This is a genomic window from Bacteroides sp. Marseille-P8574 (genome assembly GCF_902825465.1).
GTDB classification, from domain to species: domain Bacteria; phylum Bacteroidota; class Bacteroidia; order Bacteroidales; family Bacteroidaceae; genus Bacteroides; species Bacteroides uniformis.
The window spans coordinates 2,498,640-2,517,429 of record NZ_CADEBE010000001.1; the positions used below are offsets into that span (position 1 = coordinate 2,498,640).

25 protein-coding genes are annotated in these 18,790 nt (G+C 42.4%); all 25 read left to right on the forward strand.

What is annotated here, in order from left to right; translation table 11 throughout:
- Positions 1-2: 2 nt before the first annotated feature.
- The 25 genes from HUX74_RS10580 to HUX74_RS10700 all read left to right on the forward strand — a co-directional run bounded on the left by HUX74_RS10580 (position 3) and on the right by HUX74_RS10700 (position 18,775).
- Positions 3-941: a recombinase RecT gene (locus HUX74_RS10580; protein WP_008642484.1), complete on the forward strand. Its 939-nt coding sequence runs from the start codon at positions 3-5 to the stop codon at positions 939-941.
- A 6-nt stretch (positions 942-947) separates the two neighbouring features.
- The gene (locus HUX74_RS10585) at positions 948-1,676 is read left to right on the forward strand and encodes an MBL fold metallo-hydrolase (RefSeq protein WP_008642485.1); all 729 of its coding nucleotides are present in this window, start codon (positions 948-950) and stop codon (positions 1,674-1,676) included.
- A gap of 4 nt (positions 1,677-1,680) precedes the next feature.
- Positions 1,681-2,112, forward strand: a complete 432-nt coding sequence (locus HUX74_RS10590; protein ID WP_007219313.1) for a hypothetical protein — start codon at positions 1,681-1,683, stop codon at positions 2,110-2,112.
- 131 nt (positions 2,113-2,243) lie between these two features.
- Positions 2,244-2,873 (forward strand): hypothetical protein, encoded by a 630-nt coding sequence (locus tag HUX74_RS10595; RefSeq protein ID WP_174646627.1) that lies wholly within the window; start codon positions 2,244-2,246, stop codon positions 2,871-2,873.
- Between the two features lie 43 nt (positions 2,874-2,916).
- On the forward strand, positions 2,917-3,351 hold the full coding sequence (locus tag HUX74_RS10600; protein WP_005655465.1) for a hypothetical protein: 435 nt from the start codon (positions 2,917-2,919) through the stop codon (positions 3,349-3,351).
- Positions 3,352-3,376: 25 nt separating this feature from the next.
- Positions 3,377-4,135, forward strand: a complete 759-nt coding sequence (locus HUX74_RS10605; protein ID WP_005655464.1) for a hypothetical protein — start codon at positions 3,377-3,379, stop codon at positions 4,133-4,135.
- Positions 4,136-4,182: 47 nt separating this feature from the next.
- Complete coding sequence (locus HUX74_RS10610; RefSeq protein WP_005655463.1) at positions 4,183-4,998, forward strand: hypothetical protein; 816 nt, start codon at positions 4,183-4,185, stop codon at positions 4,996-4,998.
- On the forward strand, positions 4,919-5,578 hold the full coding sequence (locus tag HUX74_RS10615) for an AAA family ATPase (protein WP_225665232.1): 660 nt from the start codon (positions 4,919-4,921) through the stop codon (positions 5,576-5,578). Before HUX74_RS10610 ends, HUX74_RS10615 begins: the two co-directional genes overlap by 80 nt.
- Positions 5,575-5,838 (forward strand): hypothetical protein, encoded by a 264-nt coding sequence (locus HUX74_RS10620; protein ID WP_005655461.1) that lies wholly within the window; start codon positions 5,575-5,577, stop codon positions 5,836-5,838. The genes HUX74_RS10615 and HUX74_RS10620 overlap by 4 nt, the downstream gene beginning before the upstream one ends.
- Positions 5,839-5,845: 7 nt before the next feature.
- Positions 5,846-6,316 (forward strand): hypothetical protein, encoded by a 471-nt coding sequence (locus tag HUX74_RS10625; RefSeq protein WP_005655459.1) that lies wholly within the window; start codon positions 5,846-5,848, stop codon positions 6,314-6,316.
- A gap of 152 nt (positions 6,317-6,468) precedes the next feature.
- Complete coding sequence (locus HUX74_RS10630) at positions 6,469-7,284, forward strand: ParB/RepB/Spo0J family partition protein (protein WP_005655458.1); 816 nt, start codon at positions 6,469-6,471, stop codon at positions 7,282-7,284.
- Between the two features lie 163 nt (positions 7,285-7,447).
- Positions 7,448-7,624, forward strand: a complete 177-nt coding sequence (locus HUX74_RS10635; RefSeq protein WP_005655456.1) for a hypothetical protein — start codon at positions 7,448-7,450, stop codon at positions 7,622-7,624.
- Positions 7,625-7,762: 138 nt separating this feature from the next.
- Positions 7,763-8,647 (forward strand): Fe-S-oxidoreductase, encoded by an 885-nt coding sequence (locus HUX74_RS10640; RefSeq protein WP_254592857.1) that lies wholly within the window; start codon positions 7,763-7,765, stop codon positions 8,645-8,647.
- A gap of 1 nt (position 8,648) precedes the next feature.
- Complete coding sequence (locus tag HUX74_RS10645; protein WP_005655453.1) at positions 8,649-8,906, forward strand: hypothetical protein; 258 nt, start codon at positions 8,649-8,651, stop codon at positions 8,904-8,906.
- Positions 8,903-9,319 (forward strand): hypothetical protein, encoded by a 417-nt coding sequence (locus HUX74_RS10650; RefSeq protein WP_005655452.1) that lies wholly within the window; start codon positions 8,903-8,905, stop codon positions 9,317-9,319. The genes HUX74_RS10645 and HUX74_RS10650 overlap by 4 nt, the downstream gene beginning before the upstream one ends.
- On the forward strand, positions 9,319-9,759 hold the full coding sequence (locus HUX74_RS10655) for a hypothetical protein (RefSeq protein WP_005655451.1): 441 nt from the start codon (positions 9,319-9,321) through the stop codon (positions 9,757-9,759). Before HUX74_RS10650 ends, HUX74_RS10655 begins: the two co-directional genes overlap by 1 nt.
- Positions 9,760-9,843: 84 nt before the next feature.
- Positions 9,844-10,281, forward strand: coding sequence for a hypothetical protein (locus HUX74_RS10660; protein WP_005655450.1), 438 nt, complete (start codon positions 9,844-9,846; stop codon positions 10,279-10,281).
- Positions 10,271-11,386 carry a DUF4417 domain-containing protein gene (locus HUX74_RS10665; protein ID WP_005655449.1) on the forward strand — a complete coding sequence of 372 codons (1,116 nt, stop codon included), beginning with the start codon at positions 10,271-10,273 and terminating at the stop codon, positions 11,384-11,386. The genes HUX74_RS10660 and HUX74_RS10665 overlap by 11 nt, the downstream gene beginning before the upstream one ends.
- Positions 11,387-11,392: 6 nt before the next feature.
- Positions 11,393-11,998 carry a hypothetical protein gene (locus HUX74_RS10670; RefSeq protein ID WP_005655448.1) on the forward strand — a complete coding sequence of 202 codons (606 nt, stop codon included), beginning with the start codon at positions 11,393-11,395 and terminating at the stop codon, positions 11,996-11,998.
- 32 nt (positions 11,999-12,030) lie between these two features.
- Positions 12,031-12,270, forward strand: a complete 240-nt coding sequence (locus tag HUX74_RS10675; protein ID WP_005655447.1) for a hypothetical protein — start codon at positions 12,031-12,033, stop codon at positions 12,268-12,270.
- A gap of 98 nt (positions 12,271-12,368) precedes the next feature.
- Positions 12,369-12,845: a hypothetical protein gene (locus HUX74_RS10680; protein WP_008642501.1), complete on the forward strand. Its 477-nt coding sequence runs from the start codon at positions 12,369-12,371 to the stop codon at positions 12,843-12,845.
- Complete coding sequence (locus HUX74_RS10685; protein WP_174646628.1) at positions 12,832-14,262, forward strand: phage terminase large subunit; 1,431 nt, start codon at positions 12,832-12,834, stop codon at positions 14,260-14,262. The genes HUX74_RS10680 and HUX74_RS10685 overlap by 14 nt, the downstream gene beginning before the upstream one ends.
- Positions 14,263-14,277: 15 nt before the next feature.
- A complete protein-coding gene (locus tag HUX74_RS10690) occupies positions 14,278-15,702 on the forward strand; it encodes a phage portal protein (protein WP_005655441.1) in 1,425 nt (474 codons plus the stop codon).
- Entirely contained in the window at positions 15,702-16,031 is a 330-nt protein-coding gene (locus tag HUX74_RS10695; protein ID WP_005655439.1) for a hypothetical protein, read from the forward strand. The genes HUX74_RS10690 and HUX74_RS10695 overlap by 1 nt, the downstream gene beginning before the upstream one ends.
- 134 nt (positions 16,032-16,165) lie before the next feature.
- Positions 16,166-18,775 carry an ADP-ribosyltransferase gene (locus HUX74_RS10700; RefSeq protein WP_005655438.1) on the forward strand — a complete coding sequence of 870 codons (2,610 nt, stop codon included), beginning with the start codon at positions 16,166-16,168 and terminating at the stop codon, positions 18,773-18,775.
- Positions 18,776-18,790 lie beyond the last annotated feature (15 nt).

The window sequence follows — 18,790 nt, forward strand, 5'->3', positions numbered from 1 at the left end:
TTATGACACAGCAAGCGACTACAACCATACAACAGGCTGCAAATGGTGGGCAGGTAGCTACTCAAAGAAAGCCTGTAGATATTCTTAAAAGCATGATGAATGCCGAAAGCGTACAAGAACAATTCAAAAATGCGCTTGGTAAAAATTCGGCAACATTCGTAGCCTCTGTAATTGACCTATACAACGGAGATAGCAATCTGCAACTCTGTAATCCTAAACAGGTGGTAATGGAAGCACTCAAAGCTGCCACGTTACATTTGCCAATAAACAAGGCTTTGGGCTATGCTTTCATTATCCCGTTCAAAAACTCCAAAAAGGATGAAAAGGGCAACTGGATTAAAGTGTATGAGCCGACTTTTCAAATGGGCTATAAGGGTTATATTCAGCTTGCCATGCGCACGGGACAATACCGTACCATCAATGCGGATGTGGTGTATGATGGTGAGTTGCGCAAGGTAAACAAACTGACCGGGGAAATAGCCTTTGACGGTGAAAGGAAAAGCGATAAGGTGATAGGCTATTTCTGTTACTTTGAACTTATGAACGGCTTTAGCAAGACTTTGTACATGACAGTGGAGCAAATGGCAAACCATGCAAAGCGATACAGTAAAGCCATCACAAGCGATAAGGATGTAACGGTTGAAAAGTTGCTGAATTTGGCTAATTTGCCCGTTTCTCCCGATAGCAACAAGGTTGGTTGGATGGGTAACTTTCACGGAATGGCACAAAAAACCGTTATCCGTAATTTACTGAGTAAATACGGCTATTTGTCCGTAGAAATGCAAAATGCCATCACCAATGACTACGAGGGTGACGAAACTTCACAGCGTGAAATATTGACCGACAATTACGCAAACAAACAGTTGATTGATGCGGAAGATGTGAGCTTTGAAAGCGTGTCAAGCGAGCAACAAGCGGAAACTATTGACCCCGGATATTGATAGCGTATGAAACTGATAGTTCTTGGTTCAAGTAGTAGTGGCAACTGTTACATTTTGGATAACGGTAATGAAGCTCTGATTATAGAGGCTGGAATCCGTTTCCAAGAAGTCAAGAAAGCGTTGGATTTCAATCTGAGAAAGGTTGTAGGGTGTGTGGTAACGCACGCCCACAACGACCACGCCAAATATATTAAGGCAATGGTGGATAGTGGATTTCACACGTTGGCATTACGGGAGGTATGGACTGCAAAGGGCGTTTGGGATTCCCGTTCTTTGGTGGTTAAAGAGGGCAAAGGCTATAAGATGGGTAATTTTAAGGTACTTCCTTTTCCTGCTTGCCATGATGTGCCATGTGTCGGCTATCTGATAGACCACCCCGATATGGGAAAGATGGTATTTCTTACCGATAGCTGTATGTGCGAATATCAGTTCAAGGGGCTTAACCATGTGCTGATAGAGTGCAATTACTCTGATAAGAAGCTCATTGAGGCGATTACAGCCGGGCGCACGTTGCCCTCACAGCGTGAACGTCTGCTTACCTCACACATGGAGCTTACTACGTGCAAGGGTTTTTTGGAAGCAAACGACTTATCCCATGTTTCGGAAATCGTGCTTTTACACCTTTCCGAGAATAATAGCGATGAGCCTTATTTCATATCGGAGGTAGAAAGGCATACGGGGAAAGTGGTTTATGCGGCAAAGCCGGGTTTAACGATTGATTTAGACAGAACATAAGGATATGGCTAAACTCCAAGTAGAAAAGAGAAACGGGTTATTTGATTTGAAGCCTCTATACGAATGGATGCGTAACGCTTTGGATGGTATTTATAGGATAGAGGTTAAGAAAGTCAGAAAGCCACGTTCTTTAGACCAAAACGGGTGGTTGTTCGGGTGTATTTACCCTATCCTTTTAGACGCTCTTTTGGAAGCTGGTTGGGAGTTCGTTTCAGTAGAACAAGTGCATGAGTTTTTTAAGGCTCAAATGACGGCTGACAAAGTGGTAAATAAGCACACGGGGGAGATTATAGAGTTCCCGTGTTCTACAGCCACTATGGACACGGTGACATTCTCCACCTATTGCGAAAAACTGAGGGAGTACGCCAAAGAGTTTCTGAATGTGGATATTCCCGACCCGGATAAATATTGGAGAAGCCATGAAAAGAATACCTAACAGCGTGGTATCTGAGCTGATACGCTTAGTGCCCATTTTGATAGCAAATATTCCACCCGGACAAAGTACGAGAGTGGATAACGCAATAAGATTAACAAAGAAGATTATCAACAAATTAAAAACATTGAAAGATGAAAGTAGAAATTGAAGAAAGCAAGTTGCAAACAGCTTATGCAAATGCTTGTGATGGAGTTAAGGATTTTATGGAAAGCCTGTTTGGAAAGAAGGTGTTTGAGGCTGCAAAGCCCACGTTGGACGATTACAAGACTATCCGCACGTATGAGGATGCTTGTGTGGCGTTAAAACAAGATGCAATAAGAGTGGATAGTGTGAATAGAGATACTACCACAGTTTTAACCAATGGAGGTGATAGGGTAAATATGCCATCCCATATTGTTGCTCTTATGAAATTAGAAACTATTAGTCGAGCTTTGTGGGGTAGAGATTTCCAGCCAAAGCCGGATGGAGAGGGAAGCAAAGTGTATTGGTATCCGTGGTTTGCTTTGTATACTAAGAAAGAAATTAATGATATGTATCCCGAACAAAGAGGTGCCCTTTTGTCTGCTGATGCGTATTATGGTGCGGGTGCGGGTTTCGGTTATCTGTATGCGTCTTATCGTTCCTCGGATGCGACTGCGAACTTTGGGTTCCGCTTGTGCCAAGAAACAGAAGAAAAGGCTAAGTATTTCGGGCAGCAATTCATTGAACTTTGGGCTGAATATTTGAAATTCAACTTTACCGTTGGAAATCGCTTGAAATAAAAGTGTGTTTATTAAACATATTATTAACTAAAAACAAGGTGAAATGAAAGACATCATGTTAGCCGATACCCCGGTGGAACAAAGGGCACAGATTCTACGTGATAGCTGCGACCAAATTGTAGAGCGTAGCTACACACGCAAATTCGACCAAGAAGAAATCAACGAAAGGAGGGCAGACCTCGCTAACGTGGCGATTCAAAAGGCGGATTTGGAACAATCATTAGCGGAAATCAGAGCCGATTACAAAGGCAAAATCAAGCCTTTGGAGGAACGCATAGTTAAACTTCGTGACGAACTGAAAGCTGGGGGCGATTGGATTAAGGGCGACTGTTTCAAGTTTGTAGATGAGGAAGAAAAAATGGTTGGCTTCTACAGCCCGGAGGGTTATTTGCTGGAACAACGCCCCATGACACAAGACGAAAGGCAGCGTAACGTGTTCCGTGCTATCCGTGCGGATAAAACGGGTACAGACGATTAAGTATTAATAATTAAAACATTTCAAAATGGAAAATCAAGAAAAAGGATTAACCGTGAACATCGGTGAGTACAAGGGTGAAAAACCTATCGAAGTAGTGTACAGAATTGGTAATGCTCCTAAAGCATTGGACGAATTGCCCATTAAGCAACCGGAAAGTATTTCTGTATCAGGTGTTATCAGAACTCCGTTAGATTGGTTGGAAAAGCGTATTGACACCATCGACCAAAAGCGTGCGAATATTAAGGTAAACCGTGAGAAAATGAGTATCACGCTTACCGTGAATGAGGATGATTATTACACCAAAAACACCTTTGTAGGTACGGTGGAATTATCGGAAGTCTTTTCAAAGTTCGGTATCAATGACGGAGAATGTGGCTGGATTCCGGCTAAACTGGGGCAGTTCCTGCGTTTGAATCGTGGCGTATTCATGCAAAAAGAGGATTGTATGAAGCTCGTTTCGGTATTAAAGAACTTCACGGCTAACGCCAAGACAGAAATTCAGAAACAGCGTGACCCGTCCGGCTCTATGGCTGAGGTGTACCGTTCACAAGTAGAAAGTAATTTGCCCAAGAGTTTCACGATTAACATCGCCATTTTCAAGGGAACTGCAAAAACACCTATTGAAGTTGAGTTCGACCACTATCTTTCTAATGGTGATGTGTTGTTGCAACTTGTTTCGCCCGGTGCTAACGAACTGGCAGAGGACTATAGAGATAAGTGTATTGACGAGGTGTTAGACGGCATTCGTGCCATTGCCCCGGACATTGCTATTCTTGAAATCTAAATACTATATCGTGGGGGAGAAATCCCCCACTTATAACAGCTCATAATATGGCTAATAAAAAAATCATACCGCCTATGCCTTTCGATGCCACCGCTTGGTTATCCAACAATGCGGCTATGAGGTTGTCATTTGCTTGTAAGGGCTTGTGGCTGGATATGCTTTGCTGTATGTGGGTGAGTATAGAGCGTGGGGTTATGATGAAACCTATTGGCGGTGCGTACACGGTTGATGAATTAGAAGCCCTCTACGGAAGTGGAACAAAGGAGCTGATAGAATCATTGATTAACGCTGAATTATTGTCTGTAAGGAATGATGGGGCTTTGTACAACGCTGATATGGTTAAGATGGAATCAATACGGGTAAAACGGTCTGAGGCTGGGAAAAAAGGTGGTGTAACTATGGGTAAACGGATATTAGCCAAAGTTGATGCGCTTGTGGAAACGCCACCGACAGAAATGCCACATACACCTTCCCCAACGGCTGAAACGCAACACGGGGCGCAAGCAGACCTATTTCCCGATGATTTGCCGGAGAATCCACCGCCACTGACTGATGAACAACAGCGGAAGATTGCAAAAGCCAAGAAGTACAATTATGCTGATTACGTTACTTTGACACGTGATGAATACGCAAAATTATGTACCGAATATGGCGAAGAAGCCGCTAAAGCGATGATTGATATTCTCAACAATTACAAAGGTTCTAAGGGTAAGAAGTATAAATCCGATTACCTGACTATTAGGGGCTGGGTAAAAGATAAGTATTACGAAAATATGAATAGATATGGACAACAAACTGGTACAACGGCTGCAACAGATATTGGCAAACCAAGCGCAAAGAGGACTTTTAGGGACACGCTTTAAGATTGAGAAGTTTCCCGAACAGGACATAGCGGAAATGCTAAGGATGTGTTATCAGTCAGAAGTTGAGCGCAGAAACATGAAGTATGTTTCGGATGAAGCCACGTTGGAAAAGATAGGCAAAGCGGCTAAGTTCCTTTGCGGAAACGGAAAGTTCGGCTTGCTTCTGTATGGTACGGTAGGAAGTGGTAAAACCACGCTTGCAAAGGCGATATGCAACATTATAGGTATCTTGTACAATAGTGATTTATCTTCCGAAAGAAAGGGAGTGTACCGCATATCAGCTTTGAACCTTGCCAAGTCAATAGCCGATGACCCGACTTATTTCAACAAGCTAAAGAATCAAGAACTTTTGTTTATTGATGATGTGGGCACTGAACCAGCAAGCGTGAAAAGTTGGGGCAACGAGTTTTCCCCGGTTACTGAATTAATCTATGCCCGATATGACAGGCAGCTATTCACTATAGCCACTTCCAATTTGGCAGATGAGGAATTTGGCGACAGGTACGGAGAGCGTATTGCTGATAGAATGGAAGAAATGTTTGAACGGCTGCACTACAGCCAAAAAAGCTATCGAAAATGAGATTTGCGCTCAGAAACAAAACAAAGCTCATTAATGCTTTCGGTGAAGCGTATTACAACGAACTTATTGCAAGCATTAATAGCTTTCAATCTAACTACACGCCCGATTGCCATTATTGGAACGAGGCGATACAAAAAGAAATGCTGGATATGCCAAGTAGTACCCACCCGGATAAGACATTTTCGTTTGCCATTGTGAGCGAAATGTGGGATGTGATAACGCTTGCTTATTATTCAGAAAGTAATACACCAAGTAAATAATAAAGCTATGCAACACCAAAAATCAGAAAAGAAAAAAGTGGTTGTGACCTTATGCCGTGTATTCCCAGTTACACATTCTTTGGCTGGAAAGCCTACAGAGTTTGAGGGCAAACTAAAAGAGCATAAGAAGATACATACTATACGCTACAATAAGAATGGCGTGTGGGATAAGAGATATAAAGATATTGCATCCGGCAAAAAATATCTTTCAGTGCGTGAATGGACGGGCAGACCGTACAACTCTGAGCAGAGAGAGTTTGCCCAGTATGATAAAATAGGTCTACAGCACATTACTATGACCTATGGTGTTGATGATGCCGTTCCTCAGATATGGATTGATGGTAAACAAATTCCCATTGAAATAGTGGCAAAGAATGATGGTCTGACAGTTGAGCAATTTGTGGAATGGTTCTTTGGTGAATCAAAAAGTAACGTGTTTGAGGGCGTTGTGTTACACTTCACTTCATTTAGGTACTGATATGGGAAAAGATGATATAAAGCATTGTAGTGAGTGCAAATATTACTGGTGCGAGCCTAAGTCAATGCAGATGTATTGCTATAAACTGGCGAAGCGGATAACGGCAAGAAAGAAGTTTTGTAAGCACTATGAACTAAATAAATGACAGTAGTATGGAAACGAATAAAACGAAGAATACAGACCTATTTTTGATTGACCCCCGTAATATCGTGGTTGTGGACGGTTTCAATGTAAGACGTGATTTTGACCTTGACGAACTGAAAGAGCAAATAAAGGCAAAGGGTGTCTTAAATCCTCTGACGGTTATAGCCTTTAAGGATGATGAGGGCAACGAGAAATATAAATTGGTGGATGGTGAACGCAGGTATAGGGCTACCATGTTGGCTATATCCGAGGGTGCGGATATTCCTTATGTTCGTGCCATGAAAGCCCGAAAGGACGCTTCTACTGAAGAATTGTATATTCAACAGATGATGCGTAACGAGGGTAAGAAATTTACCGAATACGAGTGCGCTATCATGTTCAGACGTTTCAAAGAAGAATTTGGATATAGCCAAGTTGAGATAGCGGATAAGTTCAAGAAAAGCCCGGCTTTCATAAGCAAATGCCTTTCCTTGTTGGATTTGCCCCCGTACATTCAAGAAAGGATTATGAAAGGGGAATTGTCGGTTAAGGCGGCTAAGGAGATTGCCGCCAATTATGGAAGTGAGAAAGAACAAGTAAAGGCTGCAAAGTCGGCTGTGGATAACGCCAAAGAAAACGGTAGGGTTACAGCTACCAATAAGGAGGTTCTTAATTCTCTGAAAGATTCTAAAGAAGCAAAAGCCATTGCGGAAGCTCTGAGAAAGGTTTGGGCTTATTTGGATGGTGAGGTTATCGTGGACGTGGATAAGCTGGCAAGGCTATTGGATAAGACGGAAAGCCTTAGCCAAGCGATGAGAGAATACAAGAAAGGGGGCATAAAATGAAACTGAGAAAAGAAAAGGAACAAATACCTGCGGATTTCCGCAAACAAATGTATGAGAACTACAAAGCCAATATGACTTTATACGGTAAACCAATTCTCCCGTACAAGCAATGGCTGAAAGACGTGTTTAACACTAAATTACCTTGTTGTGGTAAATAGATGGCATGAAAACGCTGATGATTGATATAATGCTGAATGACCGCTTTTATGCGGCTTTCAGATATAAGTATTGCCCAGCTTTCAAATTCGACATTGAGGATATGACTAACAAGGTTTATGAGCGATACCCCACCCTGCGAAAAAGGGCTATGAATGGCGAAAAAGTAGTATTTGCATTTTAATGATTTGAAGATATGGAAATTAAAAAGAAGATAGTAGTGCCTACGGGCGAAATATATACCGCTATAGGTGAAAAGGGAATGTTGGAGTTCCTTACGGTTTGAGATTATGGTAAGAACGCTAATATCAAAGCGGACTTTTTGGGGATTACCCGTGATTTGAACGGTGTACCCAATGGCGAGCCGATGCCTCTTACTGAAAAATGGGTGATTACCATTTCCACACAGTACGGTTGCTCTATGGGCTGCAAGTTCTGCGATGTTCCAAAAGTGGGTATTGGGAGAAATGCCACTTTTAATGATTTGAAAGGAGAAGTGCTAACGGCTATCAAGCAACACCCGGAAGTGAAGCACACGAAACGTCTAAACATACATTATGCACGTATGGGAGAGCCTACATGGAACGCAAATGTGTTACTTCATGCAATCAGTGTAAAGAAGGACATAGAGCCGTTTATAGGCGATTCTTTGGTACACCCGGTTATAAGTACAATGCTGCCAAAGAGAAATAAGAAGCTGGTTGAGTTCTTACATAAGTGGTGTTACTACATAAAGAACGAGCTTTATAAGGGTGATGCCGGACTTCAATTCTCCATCAATACAACGAATGATGAAGAAAGAAATTATCTGTTTTCGGGTAGTTCGCTTTCACTTGGTGAAATATCAGAAATTGGAAAATCGCTGCCTATGCCTGTTGGCAGGAAATATGCCTTAAACTTTGCTTTGGCAGATGATACACATATAGACGGTAAGCGTTTGAGAGAGCTTTTCAACCCCGATAAATTTATGTGTAAGATTACCCCATTGCACCGAACAAATAGCTGTGATGAGAACGATTTGCACACAAGTGGAGGCTATGAGCTGTTTACCCCATATAAAGCCGTGGAGGAAGATTTGAAAGGCAACGGATTCGATGTTATTGTGTTTGTCCCCTCTTATGATGAAGATAACGGGCTTATCACGTGTGGAAACGCTATCCTATCCGGGAAAGTTCCTACTTCAAGTTACCAAGAAACAATATACTGATATGGCTAAAATAGTAGATAACCCCAAAAGGTTTAAGGTGATTGAGTTGAGCCGAAACGAGTTGGCTAAAATTGGCGGTATTGGTATTTGCGATAGATGTAACGGTACTTCTAATACTGGCTATTATGTAGCCGTGCTAAATTGCTGGTTTTGTCCTAAATGCTACAATGAATGGTACGGATGCGCCACTCATTACCCGGAAGATATAAAGATAGAAAACAAAAATTTTGAGTTTTATAAAAATTTATTTGACCTATGAGCAAAGAAGAATTGCAAGCAAAATTGGCGAAAGCCAACGCAGAGAACAAAGGTATGGTGGTTTACCCTGAATACTTCAAGAAGAAAAAGAAGCGTATGCGCCCCGACTTCATAAAGAAGCTGGAAGAAACTGCAAAAGCGGATTTTACCGATGTGGATGATTACGGAGTGTATAAAGTTGGTTCTTTCCTCTATAGGAATGCCTTTGTAACCATATCTAAAGAGGATGGGCTATGGACGTTGCACGTGATAAGTGAAGCCCCGATAGGTTTGCCGCTCATTAAAGAGGTGAGGTACAAGTATCTGCCTAATAACCTTATGATGGCTCAGATTTTCGGAGATAGAGCCGAAGCAAACGAGATTAAGGGCGTTATTCTGTATCAGATTCCCAACGGAGAAATGGAGGCTGAATAATGATTTATGTAGGGATTGATACGGGTGTAAATACCGGGTTCGCTGTTTGGGATAGCAAGCAGCGTTCCCTACTTCAAGTATGCTCTTTGCCTATACATAAAGCGATGGAGCGTGTACGTTCCTTGTATGATGAGTATAAGGCTGGTATAGGTGACAAAGTGATTGTAAGGGTGGAAGACCCCCGGCAAAGAACGTGGTTCGGAACGGAGCGTATGAGCCGTGAAATGGAACGTAAGAAGTTGCAAGGTGTAGGCTCTGTGAAACGGGATGCCTCTATATGGGATGATTATCTAAAAGAGTTGGGCGTGGAGTATGAAATGGTTGCCCCGAAACGCAATGTAACCAAGCTGACACAAGAACGGTTTAAGGCTTTGACTGGATGGCAAAAACAGACAAATGAGCATGGACGTGATGGTGCAATGTTGGTTTATGGCTTTTAGTATTCTTTTTACGGTTAAATATGTGTTTAGTAAACGCATATTTAGTATATTTGCAATATGATTCACCAAGTAAACAAATAAGCTATGGGTATGTATATTCTTATCGGATTAACGCTGTTTTTTTTAGCCTTGTTGCTCATGACCGAGTATATAGGTAGGAACTTTTGGAGGTTTGCCCCAAAAGAGCATTTGAAGCAAGGGGAAAAGATACACGTTTATATCAATGGCAAATACGATAGGCACGCAACCATTACGAGCGTGTCCGATGATTCGGTTAGTATCTATGGTGCGGTGTCATTGCCCGTTGATTACCGGGGTTCTTTCTATGCCATTGGCAAAGATTCCGTAGGTGCAAAGCTGGTATATGTGAAGTACCGCAGGCGTTACCGCTTTGTGAAGTTCTGTGAACTTTTTAGAAAGGGCTTCTGTGTAGAAGATGATGAGGAACAATTAATGCCGGATTCCCATTCTTCGGAGAATGACGAAACCAAAGACGAAACGGAGGTTGAGAATGAAATGTAGTGAGATTACATACAAGAAAGTTTCGGAGCTGGTTTTGTTGCCTGAAAATCCACGTACCATTACGAAGAATGACTTTGAAAGGCTGGTGGATTCCATAAAGATAAACGGCTTTTGGAAACACCGACCTTTGGCGGTTATGGAGCGTGACGGTAAACTGGTGGTATTGGCAGGAAACCAACGCTTGAAGGCTGCAAGAAAGCTGAAACTTGCCGATGTGCCCGTTATTCTTTATTCGGAACTGACCCCGGATGAGGAAAAGGATATTATTCTGAGGGATAATATCAACAATGGCGATTGGGCTTACAATGCCTTACAAATGGATGAGTTTTGGAAAGATGTAGATTTCGGCTTTATTGGGCTTGATTTTCCATCCGATGATGAGAAGCCCGGAAAGGGTAAGAAGAAAGCGGCTAAAGAGGCAGAGGAAACGGAAGCCGACCAAAGCACAGAGGAAGAAATGGACGATGAGGAACAAAGCGAGGAAGAAGCCGAAAAGGAATCTTTCTACCGTTCCATGTTTAAGGACGTTCTTTATGAAAGCGATAACGTCTTTGAAATTCCCAATCTCTTATTGGATATGCAAGCTGGAAAGGTAGAATTGCCTTTATCTCCGTGGGGTGCTAACAGCCGTTTGCGTAAAGATGTGGCGACATATCATTTCTATGTGGACGATTATCGCTTTGAGGCTCTTTTCAAAGACCCGATAAATTTACTCACAAGCGGATGCAAGGCGGTGGTAGAGCCGAATTGTAGTTGCCACGACCAAACGCCTGTAGCGTGGGGCATTCAGCTTATTTACAAGAAACGTTGGCTTTCTCGTTACTTCCAGGAATGCGGAATCAAGGTTTATGCTGACTTGAATGTTTCTCACAAGTTTATTGAGTACAACAAAATGGGTATTCCCAAAGGATATAATGCTTTCTTTACCCGTGGGCTGGACGGTTGGATGGAAAGCCTTAAATCTGATTTGCAAGTAGCCCAAGAAATAAGCGGGCTTGAAAAACCAAACCTTATCGTTTATGGTGGGGGTACGGAAATTCAGAAGTTCTGCCGTGAACATGGGCTGTTGTACGTCACAGATTTTATTAACGCAAAAAAGAAGTAAAGTATTATGGGACGAAATTCAAGTGGAACACGTGGAGGACTGCAACCGGGTGATGCAACATATAAAGGCTCTGTTGGTAAGCCTGAGCCTTTGGTAAACATGAAAGACCCGGCTCTGTATAAGGCAACCAAAGAAGCTATTTCACGCTATCATTCCGTACTTGGTGTAAGGCAAAAGAATGTAAAGTTGGCAGAACTATCGGCTGGCACTTATGGCGTACACGTTACGGCTAATGGGAAGTCAGAGGGTGTTTACCTTAACAAAAAGCATTTCATGCAAACGAAAAAAGCTGTGGAAGCCTCACACAAGAGAGGCTATGCGAGTGGGTGGAGTACGAAAACCAACAAAGCGGTAGCCCATACCGTAACGCATGAGCTGGCGCACGCTACATGGAATGCAAATATGACAGGGGCAAACCAAAAAGCGGCTGGAAAGGAAGTGAATAAATTATTTAAGTCTTGGAAGAAAGACAATAAGAAATCCGGGTATGGAAAGTATGCGGAAACCAATGTGTCGGAGTTCTGGGCTGAAACCGTTACTAAAGCGATACATGGTAAAAGTGATAAATATACCAAGAAAGTAAAGGAAATCTGCAAGAAATACAAACTATAGAGGTATTTTTGCTTAAATTAATTCAATGCAACATGGAGAAGATAGAATTAACCGCTGATGAGATTAAGGTAATCAAACAGCAATTAAATGGTGAAATCGAGGTTTGGAATGCTGATGATTATCAGCAAAAGCATCTCACTTCGGTAATTGACAAGGCAAACGCCCTTTTGGAGGAATTGGATGCCTACGATGAAATGATAGACGAAAAGGGCGGTGATACCATCCTTTGGTTTTGGGATAAGTACAAGGCACAAGAGAGTATCATAGAATAATTAACCGGGTAAAGGGAATCGGACGGTATCACGCTATCCGATTTTCTTTACTTTGTAAGTGTGTTTATAGAACACATAAACCAACGATAAATCAACGGATGGCACTTTTTGAGAAAGGAAATAAAATAGGGAATAGATTTTCATCTGATAACCAACCCCAAAATTCGGGTAGGAAGCCGTCCGTGTATAAATACATCAAAGATATTACGGGCAAAAAGGTAGCTCCGGAAATGAGCAAAGAGGACTACTATAAGGTTATCCGTTTCTTGATGGAAAGTACGCCCGAAACTTTGGAGGGGTTGGTTAAGAACAAAGACGGAACGCCCAACAAGAAAACGCCCGTGTGGGTGCTAAATGTGGTGTCTGCCATTAACGCAGATATTCGCTATGGTAGGACTTATACGGTAGATAGTCTGTTTGATAGGGTTTTCGGTAAACCCACCCAACAGATAGAGAGCGAAGTAAACGCACAAGTAACCAACAATAGCATGGATTTGTCGGCTCTTACTACGGATGAGTTGCTACAATACAATTCCTTGCTGGAAAAAATAAAGGCAGGCAATGGCACGAAGTAAGGTTACAGACGTGCCGATGGCACTTGCAGTGAAGATTGAGCTTTTCAAGCGTGGTTGTTTCGACTTCATCACCGTAAAGGATGGTTTGAAGCATGAGAAGCAAGAACACGCTTTGAAGATACTTACCGACAATGAACACGTTGAACTTTTGTACGGAGGTGCTGCCGGGGGTGCAAAATCATGGACGGGTGCGGTGTGGCTTCTGTTTATGTGCCTCTGTTATCCCGGTTCAAAGTGGTTTATCGGACGTGCCGAGTTAAAGCGTATCACACAATCTACACTTATCACATTTTACAAGGTTTGCAATCAATATGGGGTTGATGATACCTTGTACAAGTATAACGGGCAATACAATTATATCGAATTTTTCAACGGTTCACGCATTGACTTGTTGGACTTGCAATATAAGCCGGGCGACCCTCTGTATGAGCGTTACGGCTCAATCGAATATACAGGCGGCTGGATTGAAGAGGGTGGCGAGGTGAATTTTGGAGCTTATGATACATTGAAAACACGTATCGGGCGACACCTTAACAATGAACTGGGGTTGAGGCGAAAGTTATTCATTACGTGCAACCCTAAAAAGAATTGGATGTATGATACATTCTACAAGCCGGATAAGAAAGGGGAATTGCCCGAATATATGTACTACCTTGCTTGCCTTGTACAAGAAAATCCATTCATAGACCCCGATTATATAGAGGGCTTGAAAACCACAAAGGATAAAGTAAAGCGTGAACGTCTTTTGAAAGGTAATTGGGAATATGACGATAACCCCAACGCCCTTTGTCCACATGATGCAATCTGTGAGATATTCGGGAATAAGATTTCAATCAAGACAGGTACAAACTATATTACAGGTGATATTGCACGCTTCGGAGCTGACTATGCCCGTCTTGCCGTTTGGGACGGTTGGCATATCATAGAGCTACAATGTTTTCCCGTGTCTAAGACTACCGATATTCAGACGTGGATAATCAACAAGCAAAAGAAGTATAGAATACCCAACCATAAATGTATCGTTGATGAGGACGGTGTAGGCGGTGGAGTGGTGGATAATTGCGACATTCAGGGATTCGTGAACAACTCTACCCCTTTCAATGGTGAAAACTACCAAAACCTACAGACCCAATGCGGCTACAAGCTGGCAGACCACATAAACGCTACGGAAGTGGGGATAGATGAGGATTTGATAAGCACTGCCGATAAGGAAGAAATCATAAGGGAACTGGAACAACTGCAAACATGGAAAGCTGATTCGGACGGGAAACTAAAATTGAAACCCAAAGAAGAAATCAAGATGGATATTGGTTGTTCCCCGGACTGGAGGGATATGTTTCTGATGCGAGCATGGTTTGACTATAACGAGTATGATATACCCGATGATATAGAACGCAGATTAGGTATAACCGCTTAAAAACAATAAAGCAAAATGGGATTATTAAACATTATTTCTAACGAGGTAAAGGCGGCTATTGGCTACCAACAAAACTTTGCCGACCTTTTGACGGCTAAGGATGTGACCCGTGCTCTTTCCATGATGAAAGCCCATGCGGAAGAAGCCGCCAATAATTTACGTGAGTATAAGATTGACACTCACAAAGTGATGGAGCGTAAGGATAGAGCCGTTTACGATAAGAAAGGCAACTTTCTACGTTGGAGTAAACGGTGGAAAATCCCCATTCCTTACCCTCAATTCATCAATGAAATTTCTTTGGTGTTTCTCTATGGCAGACCCGTAAAATGGCAACAGCTTTCAACGGGTACGGATTATGCTTTTCAGAACTACAAAGATTGGCTGAATGAAATACATTTCAATGCCAAAGTTAGAGAGGCTAAACGTTTGGCTGGTGCGGAGGGCATTTCTGCCATTCTTTACCATGTGTACCGGGATAGTGATAATAAACCATCCCTTTTGCTGAATGTGTTGAGCCGGGAAAACAACGATGATATTTATACCATTCGTGACCAATACAAACGGATTACCGCTTTTGCGTGGGGTTACTATCTGACAGAGGCAGGCAACAATACCGTTTACCATGTGGATATATACACTAAAGAGACTGTATATCGTGCCAAACGTGGCAAAATGGGTTGGGAGGTTGAGATAAAGGATAATCCAATAGGGAAAATTCCCGTGCTGATATTTGAGCAAACGCCCGAACATAAGGAGGTGCAACCCATGATTGAACGCTCTGAAATAATGGAAAGCACCGATGCAGATACTAATGACCGCTTTTCTAACCCGGCAATGGTGGCTACTTCTGAAATCCTCAATAGCTTGCCAAAGTCGGAAGAAGAAGCCAAACTGTTTATTCTCAAAAATGGCGGTGATGTACGCTACCTTACATGGAATGAGGCGAGCGAAAGCAAAAAGAATGAGTTTGAAAGATTGGATAAACACATTCTTTCAAAGTCTTTCACGCCCAACATTGATTTTGACAATATGAAATCATTAGGCAACCTTTCGGCAAAGGCTATACGCAAAGTGATGTTGCTTGCCGTTATCAAGGCAGAACGCCACAAGGAAAAGCACGATGATTATATGAAACGCCACGCTAATCTTATGATAGCTATTTTAGGTAATGTGCTTGACTATCGGCATAAGGCTGAATATGATGCCTTGCTGTTAAGGCATGAGTTCCAAGAGCCTTTCGGGGAAGATGTGAGCGAATTGCTTGCCGACCTATCTAAGCAATACAATGATGGGGCATTGAGCCGTGAAACCTATGTAGAATTGTCCTACCTTGTAAAAGATGCGAAACAAGAAATAGAGCGGCTAAAACAAGAAGAAGCGGAACGGATGGAGCAACAAATGGAGTTAAACAAAATGGACGTTTTCGGAGGGGCTGAATAATGGAAATAAAGACAAAATACAATGTTGGCGATAAGGTTTGGATTATGCGCAATAATAAGCCGGAGAAAATCCAAATTAGCAATATTGAAGTGGAGGTAATAGGTGATGTACCTGTAGGTACTTGTTCTCTTTCGGGGGAGTATTATACCAAAATTATATATGTAGAGGTGCAAAGAAGTGAATATAGAAGTTTTGGTGATAAAGACCCAATTTGTAAGCATAATGAATGTAATTGCTTCAATACTAAAAAAGATTTGTTATACAGTTTCTTAGATGATAGCGACTATGGCAAAGAAGAAACAGACATCAACGCAGAACTACCATTGTAGGGACTGCAAACACGCTTTCGACTTCCACGAATTGAACTGGAAAGGTGAGCCGTTCTTATGCAAATGCCCTTTCCATAAATACAGCAAGTTTTTAGATAAGGACTATTGCACCAACTTTAAACTAAAGTAGTGGCATGGCAAAGAAGAAGTACATAGACTATAAGAAGATGCAAGCGGAGCTTTTCAAGAGAACGGAGGGTTACGCTGCCAATGTCCGTATCATCTACCAACAAGCATTTGAGCGAATAATTAACTTGGTAAAGGGTACGGAGTTGGAGGATGGGAAGCCTTTCTCTTTTGCCGACTATGGGTATAGTGAGGAAGTTACGCCCATTCTTAGGGATATGTACAGCCGTGTTTACCAAATTATCCGGGGCGGTGTAGAAAAGGAATGGCTTGCATCTAACGAGAATAACGATGCTTTGGTTAAAAGTGTGTTCGGTGAACAATCAATAAAGGATAATCACTTTGCCCGTTTCTTCAAGCGCAACAAAGAGGCTATGGATGCTTTCTTTGCCCGTAAGAGTGGTGACGGTGGTTTGAATCTCTCTCAAAAGGTTTGGCGATATACGGGTATGTTCCGTGATGAGCTGGAAAATACTTTGGATTTGGCGATTGGTGAGGGTGTTCCGGCTAATCGTTTGGCGGCTCAGATAAAGAAGTATCTACAAGACCCCGATAAGTTTTACAGGCGTTTCCGTATCAAGGTAGGGGAAGATGAGAACGGGCAACCTATCTATGGTAGAAAGTGGAAACGCAGGGTTTGGGACAAAGAAGCCAACTCCTACAAATGGGTGGATGATAGCCCGAAACATTTTCATCCGGGGCGGGGCGTGTACCGTTCATCCGCACGTAACGCCCAAAGGCTTGCACGGACTGAAACCAACATTGCGTATCGTACAGCCGATTTTGAGCGTTGGGCGCAACTCGACTTTGTGGTAGGCATTGAAATCAAGCTATCCAACAATCATCCCGTATCTGACATTTGCGATGATTTGAAAGGTGTGTACCCTAAAACATTCCGTTGGAAAGGGTGGCACCCGAATTGCCGTTGCTATCAAGTACCCGTACTGGCAAAGCAAGAAGAATTGGACGAAATGCTGGATAAGATTTTGGACGGGGATAATCCGGCAACGGTGGAATGTGAGGAAAAGGTAAAAGAGCTGCCATCCCAATTTACCGGGTGGATGCAAGACAATGAGCAACGCATCAAGGATGCAACGGAGAAAGGGACTTTGCCCTACTTCCTACGGGACAATGAAAAGGTTATCTATCCACCGACTGCAAAAGAGATAGCGAAAGCCCGGCACGAAGCCCGGACGGAAGCGGAAGCAAATGCCATCCGGCAACGGTGGAATGTGAGAAAAGCGACCTATCACTATGGTAATAATATGCTCCGTGTTATGGGTGGTATTTCTGACGTTGATACTACGGCTTTAGCTGAGGCTCTAAAACACCCTGATTTGTCCGCTATCATGTTGGAAGCCCGTAAACTGAAAGTTATAGGCAAGGATATTTATTCACTGGGTTACATAGATAGCCCTATGGAGGTGGCTAAAAAGTTCTCTTTAGCCGATGCAAAAGCCGTAAACAAGGCGGTTGCTGATAAGCTGGCACAATGGGATAGCCTTTCTTTGGAACAACAATTAAAGAAACTGAATTTTGAAGCATACGACTTCTTAGGTGGTAACTATCACAATGTACAACAGAAGTACCCAACGTGGCAGGTGTCACAACAAGCCTATGTTAAACAGATTGGCATTGTTCAAGATAAGATAGATTGGAAAGCCATCAAGGATAACTATGCCGACCTATCTAAGTTCTCTACCAAGTCCAAGCCTTACCAATCGCTCATTGCACAGCTTGAAAATGCAATCAACGGCAATGATAAAGCAATGGCACAACAAACCATTACGGAACTCAATGTAAGGAAAGAAAGCATTGAAAAAGCCGCTGCCAAGCGTAAATCAAAAGTAAAGGAGGTTAAGTTTAAGGATTCCGATTTTACGCAGGAAAGAAAGGATGAGGCGAAATGGTTTATTCATAGTTCAGATGCAAACGATTATTTCTTTGATAATGCCGTGGATATGTGGAAACTTGCAAGCACCAATGAAAAGGCGGCTATGTATCAATATACGGCTGGTAGTAGTTATATAACAGAGCCTTTGCGTGCTATTAAGGGATATTATCACTACTATGGTAGTAGATTGTCCGAAGCTGAAAAGCATATTGCCGATATGACCCAATATATAGCCCGAAGCACACTTAAAGATGATGTTTGGGTAAAGCGTGACGAAATCAGTGCTTTTGTAAACTATCGGTTTGGGCTGTCTGATTTGGATGCTTATATATCTGACCCGTCTAAGCTTGTTGGCAAGGTTGGTACGGATGATTCCTTTATGTCGTGTGGTAATTGCCGGAATACGAACTTTGGAAGTAAGCCCGTTTGTCTGAATATCTATTGTCCGAAAGGTACACAAATGACCTACGCAGAGCCTTTTTCTGCATTTGGTTCAAGCCATGACAATGGGGACTATTGTCCGGGTAAGAAGTGGAACGGAACTTCTAAGCCTACAACAACGGGGGAAAATGAAATCATCCTACAGCGTGGCACTAAATTCAGAATAACCAAAGCTGAATATACAAATGGTAAATGGTATATAGATATGGAAGTTTTGGAACAAAGCCCAAAAGAGATAAAGGAAATGGTTACTACTTCGATGGGATTCTATTGCAAGTATTGACACAATAAAGGCGCA